10 protein-coding genes are annotated in these 7,601 nt (G+C 69.8%); 8 read left to right on the top strand and 2 right to left on the bottom strand.

From position 1 onward, the window contains the following. From B4E30_RS05315 to B4E30_RS05300, 4 genes are all read left to right on the top strand, one after another. Positions 1 to 564, top strand: a 564-nt coding sequence (locus tag B4E30_RS05315; RefSeq protein WP_286793852.1) for a class I adenylate-forming enzyme family protein, incomplete at its 5' end; no start/stop codon positions are given. Next, positions 548 to 1,234 carry a TetR/AcrR family transcriptional regulator gene (locus B4E30_RS05310; RefSeq protein WP_286793850.1) on the top strand — a complete coding sequence of 229 codons (687 nt, stop codon included), beginning with the start codon at positions 548 to 550 and terminating at the stop codon, positions 1,232 to 1,234. The genes B4E30_RS05315 and B4E30_RS05310, both read left to right, overlap by 17 nt. Continuing rightward, positions 1,227 to 1,979 (top strand): 3-hydroxybutyrate dehydrogenase, encoded by a 753-nt coding sequence (locus B4E30_RS05305; RefSeq protein WP_286793848.1) that lies wholly within the window; start codon positions 1,227 to 1,229, stop codon positions 1,977 to 1,979. The genes B4E30_RS05310 and B4E30_RS05305 overlap by 8 nt, the downstream gene beginning before the upstream one ends. Next, positions 1,976 to 2,878, top strand: a complete 903-nt coding sequence (locus tag B4E30_RS05300; protein ID WP_286793846.1) for an alpha/beta fold hydrolase — start codon at positions 1,976 to 1,978, stop codon at positions 2,876 to 2,878. The genes B4E30_RS05305 and B4E30_RS05300 overlap by 4 nt, the downstream gene beginning before the upstream one ends. 131 nt (positions 2,879 to 3,009) lie before the next feature. Here B4E30_RS05300 and B4E30_RS05295 read toward each other — a convergent pair whose 3' ends face one another. After that, complete coding sequence (locus tag B4E30_RS05295; RefSeq protein WP_194385074.1) at positions 3,010 to 3,834, bottom strand: IclR family transcriptional regulator; 825 nt, start codon at positions 3,832 to 3,834, stop codon at positions 3,010 to 3,012. 77 nt (positions 3,835 to 3,911) lie between these two features. Here B4E30_RS05295 and B4E30_RS05290 point away from each other — a divergent pair, with 77 nt between their 5' ends. The 3 genes from B4E30_RS05290 to B4E30_RS05280 are packed head-to-tail and all read left to right on the top strand — an operon-like array spanning position 3,912 to position 6,554. Next, entirely contained in the window at positions 3,912 to 4,688 is a 777-nt protein-coding gene (locus B4E30_RS05290) for a CoA transferase subunit A (RefSeq protein ID WP_194385075.1), read from the top strand. A 1-nt stretch (position 4,689) separates the two neighbouring features. Beyond that, entirely contained in the window at positions 4,690 to 5,373 is a 684-nt protein-coding gene (locus tag B4E30_RS05285; protein WP_286793843.1) for a 3-oxoacid CoA-transferase subunit B, read from the top strand. Further along, positions 5,370 to 6,554, top strand: a complete 1,185-nt coding sequence (locus B4E30_RS05280) for an acetyl-CoA C-acetyltransferase (protein ID WP_286793841.1) — start codon at positions 5,370 to 5,372, stop codon at positions 6,552 to 6,554. The genes B4E30_RS05285 and B4E30_RS05280 overlap by 4 nt, the downstream gene beginning before the upstream one ends. Positions 6,555 to 6,614: 60 nt before the next feature. Here B4E30_RS05280 and B4E30_RS05275 read toward each other — a convergent pair whose 3' ends face one another. Next, positions 6,615 to 6,875 carry a hypothetical protein gene (locus B4E30_RS05275; RefSeq protein WP_286793839.1) on the bottom strand — a complete coding sequence of 87 codons (261 nt, stop codon included), beginning with the start codon at positions 6,873 to 6,875 and terminating at the stop codon, positions 6,615 to 6,617. A gap of 127 nt (positions 6,876 to 7,002) precedes the next feature. On the opposite strand from B4E30_RS05275, the gene B4E30_RS05270 reads away from it, so the two are divergent. Continuing rightward, the coding region (locus tag B4E30_RS05270) for a trehalose-6-phosphate synthase (RefSeq protein WP_286793837.1) at positions 7,003 to 7,601 on the top strand (599 nt) is incomplete at its 3' end.

The following is a 7,601-nucleotide window of genomic DNA, read 5'->3' as shown; positions in this document are numbered from 1 at the left end:
CGGCCCTATCCGCACGTGGACGTGTGCGTCGTCGACCGCGAGACCGGTCTCGAACCGGCCGGCGCCGGGACGGGGGAGCTGTGGGTGCGCGGTCCCAGCGTCTTCGCGGGATATCTCTTCGACGACGACGCGACCACGCGAGCCCGTGCCGGGGAGTGGTTGCGCAGCGGCGACATCGTCCACCGCGACGACGACGGAGTGCACACCATCGTCGATCGCCTGAAGGACATCTACATCTCCGGCGGTGAGAACGTCGCACCCGCCGAGGTCGAGCGCGCCCTGGTTCTGCATCCGCTCATCGCCGCCGCGGCCGTCGTCGGCGTCCCCGACCCGGTCTGGGGTGAACGCGGCGTGGCGTTCTGCGTCGTCCGACGCGGAGCGAAGCTGTCGGCCGATGAGGTGCTCGCCCATGCGAAGACTCACCTCGCCGGTTTCAAGGTGCCGGTCGCCGTGGCCTTCGTCGAGGCGCTGCCGACGTCGGCGATAGACAAGATCGCCCGCGCGCGGCTGCGCGAGCGGGCTGTCCGCGTGGTGGAGGGGGTGTCGCGTGAGCACATCCGCTGACGTCGAGCCGGACGCGCCCGCCGTGTCGAAGGCGACAGGGCGACCACTCACCAAACGTGGCGAGGCGACCCGCCGACGCCTCCTCGAGGCCGCCGAGCAGGTCTTCGCCGAGCAGGGGTACCACGAGGCGTCCATCGTCAAGATCACCGAGCGCGCCGGCATCGGGCTCGGTACCTTCTACCTCTACTTCGACAGCAAGCAGGCCGTCTTCGAAGCGCTGGTGATCGACCTGAATCGCCGCGTGCGCCACTCGATGAGCGAGGCGATGGCCAGCGCATCCAGTCGCCTCGAGGCCGAACGTGCCGGATTCGCGGGCTTCTTCCGTTTCACCGCCGCACACCCCGCCCTCTACCGCGTGGTGCGCGAAGCCGAATTCGTCTCACCCGACACGCTGCACCTGCACTACACCCGCATCGTCGACGGCTACGAAGAGGGCCTTCGGGCGGCGCAACGGGTCGGCGACGTCGACCGCCGCCTCGATCCCACCGTGACGGCCTGGGCGCTCATGGGCATGGGAGAACTCATCGGGATGCGGTTCCTGCTGTGGGAGCGCGACGCCGACGGCGTGCCTCCCGAAGAACTCGACGCGCACGTGTTCGACGCGATGATGCGCTTCATCGACAACGCCCTCGCCCCCCGAGGCCGAACGGAAGGAACGACGGATGCCTGAACAGACCCTGGCGGGAAAGCGGGCGCTGGTCACCGGCGGCGCGAGCGGGATCGGCCTGGCGTGCGCCGAGGCCTTCGCCGCCCGTGGCGCGGAGGTGACGGTCGCCGACCTCAACCGCGATGCTGCGGCCGAGGCCGCCGAGCGCCTCGGCGGGAGCTCGTGGGCGGTCGACCTGTCCGACACCACCGCGCTCGACGACCTGCGATTGGACGTCGACATCCTCGTCAACAACGCCGGCATCCAACGCGTCGCACCGATCACCGAGGTGGTCCCCGACGATTTCCGGCTGTTGCTGCGCCTCATGCTCGAGGCGCCGTTCCTGCTCGTGCGTGCGGCGCTGCCGCACATGTACGAGCAGGGCTGGGGCCGGATCATCAACGTCTCCAGTGCTCACGGCCTGCGCGCCAGCGCCTACAAGTCCGCCTACGTGTCGGCCAAGCACGGCCTGGAGGGATTGTCCAAGGTCACGGCGCTCGAGGGCGCCGCGCACGGGGTGACGAGCAACTGCATCAATCCCGCCTACGTGCGCACCCCGCTCGTGGAGAAGCAGATCGCCGACCAGGCCCGCATCCACGGAATCGAGGAGTCGGAGGTGGTCGAGAAGATCATGCTGACCGAGTCGGCCGTGAAGCGTCTCATCGAACCTGACGAGGTCGCCTCGCTGGCCACGTGGCTGGCCGGGCCGGACGCGGGCATGGTCACCGGCGCGTCGTACACCATGGACGGTGGATGGACCGCCCGATGAGCGTGCAGACGTACCGCACCGTCGACGTGGCGGTGCCCGGCGGCCCGCTGCACGCCGCGGTCTGGGAGCCGACTGGTGCCACCGCCGAGACGCCGACGATCCTCGCCGTGCACGGGGTCACCTCGTCGCACCTCGCGTGGGCGTGGGTCGCTCAGCGTCTTGCCGACGTGCGCGTGATCGCGCCCGATCTGCGAGGACGCGGACGAAGCAACGACGTGGCAGGACCCGCCGGTCTCGCCGTGCACGCGGACGATCTGGAACTGCTGCTCGACGCCGTCGGGGTGTCGCGGGCGATCGTCGCGGGCCATTCCATGGGCGGTTTCGTCTCGGTCGTCTTCGCCCACCGGCATCCGGAGCGCGTGTCGCGCCTGGTGCTCGTTGACGGCGGGCTGCCGCTTGCCGTTCCGACCGGGATGGATCCGGATGAGACGATGACGGCCGTGCTCGGCCCCACCGCCGCGCGCCTGTCGATGCGGTTCGACGACGAAGCCGCGTACCTGGCGTTCTGGCGCGAGCATCCCGCCTTCGCCGGCGCCTGGGAGCCGCGGTTGGACGACTACTTCGCGTACGACCTCGTGCCGGCCGCCGACGGGGGGCACCGTCCGGCCACGGGATACGCCGTCACGCGTGACGACACGGCCGACATGACCACCGGCACGACGCTGCCCGACGCGCTGCGTTCGCTGTCGCATCCCACGACGCTCGTCACCGTGCCGCGCGGGCTGCAGAACGAGGAGCCAGGGCTCTACCCGGCGGCGCACCTCGATGCGGTGCTCCGCGCGCATCCGGGAATCGATCATCGCCGCGTGGACGGATTCAACCACTACACGATCGTCATGTCGGATGACGGCGCCGACGTCGTCGCGCGCATCCTCCGATCCCACCTCGCCCTCGTCTGACCCTTCTCGCGAGGCCCGGGCGTGGCGATAAACCAGTTCGCGCCCGAGACGCACCGCATTGCGTGGTTTCTCGCGGCGGAAGTGGTTTCTCGATGAACAGGATGCGCGGGGGCGCGCGCGGGGCGGGCGAGTCAGCGGCGGGCGGCGGCGATGCGCGACGTGAGCTGGTGCGCGTGGGAGAGCAGAGTGCGGCCGAGGTCGGGGAGCCGATCGGCCGAGAATCGGAACTCGACACCGGTGAGGCTCAGCGCCCACTGCGGGTGGCCCTCACGGTCGAAGACCGCCGCGCCCATGCCCCAGCTGCCCTCGACGATCAGCCCCGGATTCACGGCGTAGCCGCGCGCGGTCGTCTCCCGCAGTCTCGCGCGCATGCGGTCGGGGGAGTGGCTCGGTCCCCACGACGCCTCGATCTCGGGGTGTCGAGCCAGGTAGGCGTCCACATCGTGGTGCGGCAGGAATGCGAGGATTGCGATCCCCGCCGACGCGACCCCCAGGGGGAAGCGCACGCCCTCCGACAGCACGAAAGAGCGGATCGGGAAGCTGCCTTCTTCTCGCAGCAGGCACACCGTCTCGTCGCCTCGGCGCACCGACAGGAACGCGCTCTCCTCGGTGCGCACCGCGAGCGATCGAACCACGTCGCGCCCGACGGCGGTGATGTCGTAGCGGGATGCGGCCACCGACCCCATGAGGTAGAGCTCGGGACCCGGCATCCATCTTCCGATCTCCTCGTCGTGGTCGACGAGCCCCTCGTGGGCGAGGGCGGTGAGGAGCCGATGCGTGGTCGGTCGCGTCAGGCCGGCTCGACGGGCGAGGTCGCCGACGGCGGCGCCGTCGGCTCCGGCAGAGGTCACCAGGCGCAACAGCGCGGCAGCGCGCGCGATCGCCTGCGCGCCCGGCACGGTCGCCTGTGCGCGACGGGAAGAAGGGGTGTCCACGATGTGGACGGTACGCGCCATCGCATCCACATCGCAAGAGCCCGCTGGTGACGCGCGGATCACCGGGGGAGGATGGATGCGACGACGAAGGAGTGCGTGTGATCGACAAGACGTATCCATCGGCGGCCGAGGCGGTCGCCGACATCCCCGACGGAGCATCGCTCGCGGTGGGGGGCTTCGGACTCTCCGGAAACCCCATCGCCCTCATCGAGGCGCTCCTGGCCCAGGGCACGAGCGACCTCAGCGTCGTGAGCAACAACTGCGGCGTCGACGACTGGGGCCTCGGCGTGCTGCTGCGTGCCAAGCGCATCCGCAAGATGACCTCGTCGTACGTCGGGGAGAACAAGGAGTTCGAACGGCAGTTCCTGTCGGGCGAACTCGAGCTCGAGCTGACCCCGCAGGGCACGCTCGCGGAGAAGTTGCGCGCGGGCGGATCCGGCATCGCCGCGTTCTATACGCAGACCGGCGTCGGCACGCAGGTCGCCGAGGGGGGACTCCCGCAGCGCTACGACGGCGCCGGCGGCATCGCCCTGGCGTCACCGGCGAAGGACGTGCGCAGCTTCACCGTGAACGGCTCGCAGAAGGACTTCCTGCTCGAGGAGGCGATCAGCACGGACTTCTCCCTCGTGCACGCGCTGCGCGGCGACCGTCACGGCAACCTCGTCTTCAACAAGGCCGCGCGCAACTTCAATCCGCTCGCCGCCATGGCCGGACGCGTGTGCATCGCGCAGGTCGAGGAGCTGGTCGAGCCCGGCGCCATCGATCCCGACGATGTGCACCTTCCCGGCGTCTTCGTGCATCGCCTCGTCGAGGTCGGCACGGATATCGAGAAGCGCATCGAGCGGCGCACGGTCCGCACGGAACAGGAGGTGTGAGATGGCCCTCACCCGTATCGAGATGGCCGCCCGTGCCGCTCAGGAACTCGCCGACGGCTCGTATGTGAACCTCGGCATCGGTCTGCCGACCCTCGTGCCCAACCATGTGCCGGACGGGGTGACCGTCGTGCTCCAGTCCGAGAACGGCATCCTCGGGGTAGGGCCCTACCCGACCGAAGACGCTGTCGACCCCGACCTCATCAATGCCGGCAAGGAGACCGTCACGACCCTTCCGGGTACCGCCTTCTTCGACTCGGCGACGAGCTTCGGAATGATCCGCGGCGGAAAGATCGACGCCGCGATCCTGGGTGCGATGCAGGTCTCGCGAACGGGGGATCTGGCGAACTGGATGATCCCCGGCAAGATGGTCAAGGGCCCCGGCGGAGCGATGGACCTCGTGCACGGGGCCGGAAAGGTGATCGTGCTGATGGAACACGTCGCCAAGGACGGATCCGCCAAGATCGTCGACGAGTGCTCGCTGCCCCTCACCGGGCGCGGGGTCGTCGACCGCATCATCACCGACCTCGCCGTGATCGATGTCACCGACGACGGGCTCGTTCTGATCGAAGTCGCCCCGGGGGTCGAGGTCGCCGACGTCGTCGCGGCCACCGAGCCGACGCTGCACATCTCCGACGCGCTCACCGCCGTCGCCGTCGATCCCGCTCTCGAAGGGAGCACCCCATGATCCCCGACGACATCGTCATCGTCGCCGCCGCCCGCACCCCGCAGGGTCGCCTCAAGGGCCAGCTCGCCCCCCTCACCGCCGTGCAGCTCGGTGCGACCGCCATCCGCGGTGCGCTCGAGCGCGGTGGCGTACCCGCAGACGCGGTCGACGCGGTGCTGGTCGGGCAGGTGCTCCCCGCCGGTGCGGGGCAGAACCCCGCCCGGCAGGCGGCGATCGCCGCGGGAATCGGGTGGGATGTGCATGCCGCGAGCGTGAACAAGGTCTGCCTGTCCGGACTCACCGCCGTCATCGACGGCGCCCGCATGCTCGCGCTCGGCGACGCGACCGTGGTCGTGGCCGCCGGCATGGAGTCGATGACCCGCGCACCGCATCTGATGATGGGCTCGCGGAACGGCTGGGCGTACGGATCGGTCGAAGTGCTCGACCACATGGCGTACGACGGGCTCACCGACGCGTATAACGAAGAGAGCATGGGCGCGTCGACCGAACGCCACAACGACCGACTCGGTCTCACGCGACAGGTGCAGGACGCCGTCGCCGCGCGCTCGCATCAGCGGGCCGCCGCCGCACACGAGGCCGGCGTGTTCGAGCACGAGATCGTGCCGGTGGAGATCCCCCAGCGCAAGGGAGACGCGCTGGTCGTGAACCGCGATGAGGGCGTGCGTCCCGAGACGACCGTCGAGTCACTGGCGAAGCTTCGCCCGGCGTTCGCCGAGGGCGGTTCCATCACGGCCGGCAACGCGTCGCAGATCTCCGACGGCGCCTCTGCCGTCGTGCTCACCACCCGCTCGCATGCCGATGAGAACGGCTGGAAGGTGCTCGCCGTCATCGGGGCATCGGGTCAGGTCGCCGGCCCCGACAATTCCCTCCACGCCCAGCCGGCCCGTGCGATCGAGAAGGCGTGCGCCAAGCAGGGGATCGCGCCGGCAGATCTCGACATCGTCGAGATCAACGAGGCGTTCGGCGCGGTCGTCGCGCGCTCCCAGGCCGAGCTCGGCCTGTCGGACGAGGTCGTCAATCCCCACGGCGGCGGCATCGCCATCGGACATCCGATCGGGGCCTCTGGCAATCGCCTCGTCGTCCACGCCGTCCACGAGCTGCTGCGGCGCGGCTCCGGCACCGCCGCGGTGGCCCTGTGCGGTGGCGGTGGCCAGGGCGACGCCCTCATCCTCACGCGCTGACGCGAACGAGAGCCCCGAGGCGACGCGCCTCGGGGCTCTCGTCGGGACGAGGAGTGGTGGTCAGCGTCCTCTGGCGAGGCGCTTCTTCATGAGCTTCTCCTCCTTGCCGGCCACGGGGGAGTCCTGCGGGATGTTGCGCCCGCGCGCTGCCCGACGGGTGTCGACGACGGCGCCGATCGCCAGGGCCAGGGAGATGCCCCAGCTCAGCCAGGCGAGCGCCGTGCGCCACGTGAAGGGTTCGTTGTTGCGGATGCTGCGCAGCAGCGTCACGCCGCCGGTGACCGCCGAGAGAATTCCGGTGCCGAAGAGATACTGACGCATGCCGCAACGCTAGCGCGGGTATCGCCGCGGCGTCGCCCCTTGACACTGCGCCGCTCGGCCGTCAAGCGGCGTTTGCGCGAAACACGGCGCTGTTAGCCTGAAGGCCCGATCACCGTCAGGAGCCCCTGTGACCCAGGCCGAATTCGTCGTCGTCGCCAACCGTCTGCCCGTGGACAATGCCGGGCCGGGTGAAGGGGAAGACGGCTGGCGCCGCTCGCCGGGGGGCCTCGTCACCGCTCTGGAGCCGGTGATGAAGCAGACCGACGGCGCCTGGGTTGGATGGCCGGGGCAGGCTGATCTCGACGTCGAGCCGTTCGACTTCGACGGCACCCGCCTCATCCCGGTCGCCCTCAGTGCGGACGAGATCGAGAAGTACTACGAGGGCTTCTCCAACGACACCATCTGGCCGCTCTACCACGACGTCATCGCCGCCCCACGCTATCGACGCGTGTGGTGGGACGCATACGTGCGGGTGAATCGGCGATTCGCCGAAGCGGCGGCGGACGCCGTCGCAGAAGGCGGCACCGTGTGGGTGCAGGATTACCAGCTGCAGCTCGTTCCGAAGATGCTGCGCGAGATGCGTCCCGATCTCACGATCGGCTACTTCCACCACATTCCGTTCCCCGCATACGGCCTGTACTCGCAGCTTCCGTGGCGACGGCTCGTGCTCGAAGGTCTGCTCGGAGCCGACGTCATCGGCTTCCAGCGCGTTGCCGACGCGGGGAA

Source organism: Microbacterium sp. UBA3394 (assembly GCF_002358725.1).
GTDB lineage: Bacteria > Actinomycetota > Actinomycetes > Actinomycetales > Microbacteriaceae > Microbacterium > Microbacterium luteum.
Note: the sequence above shows the minus strand (reverse complement) of the source record. Positions and strands in the feature narration are given on the sequence as shown.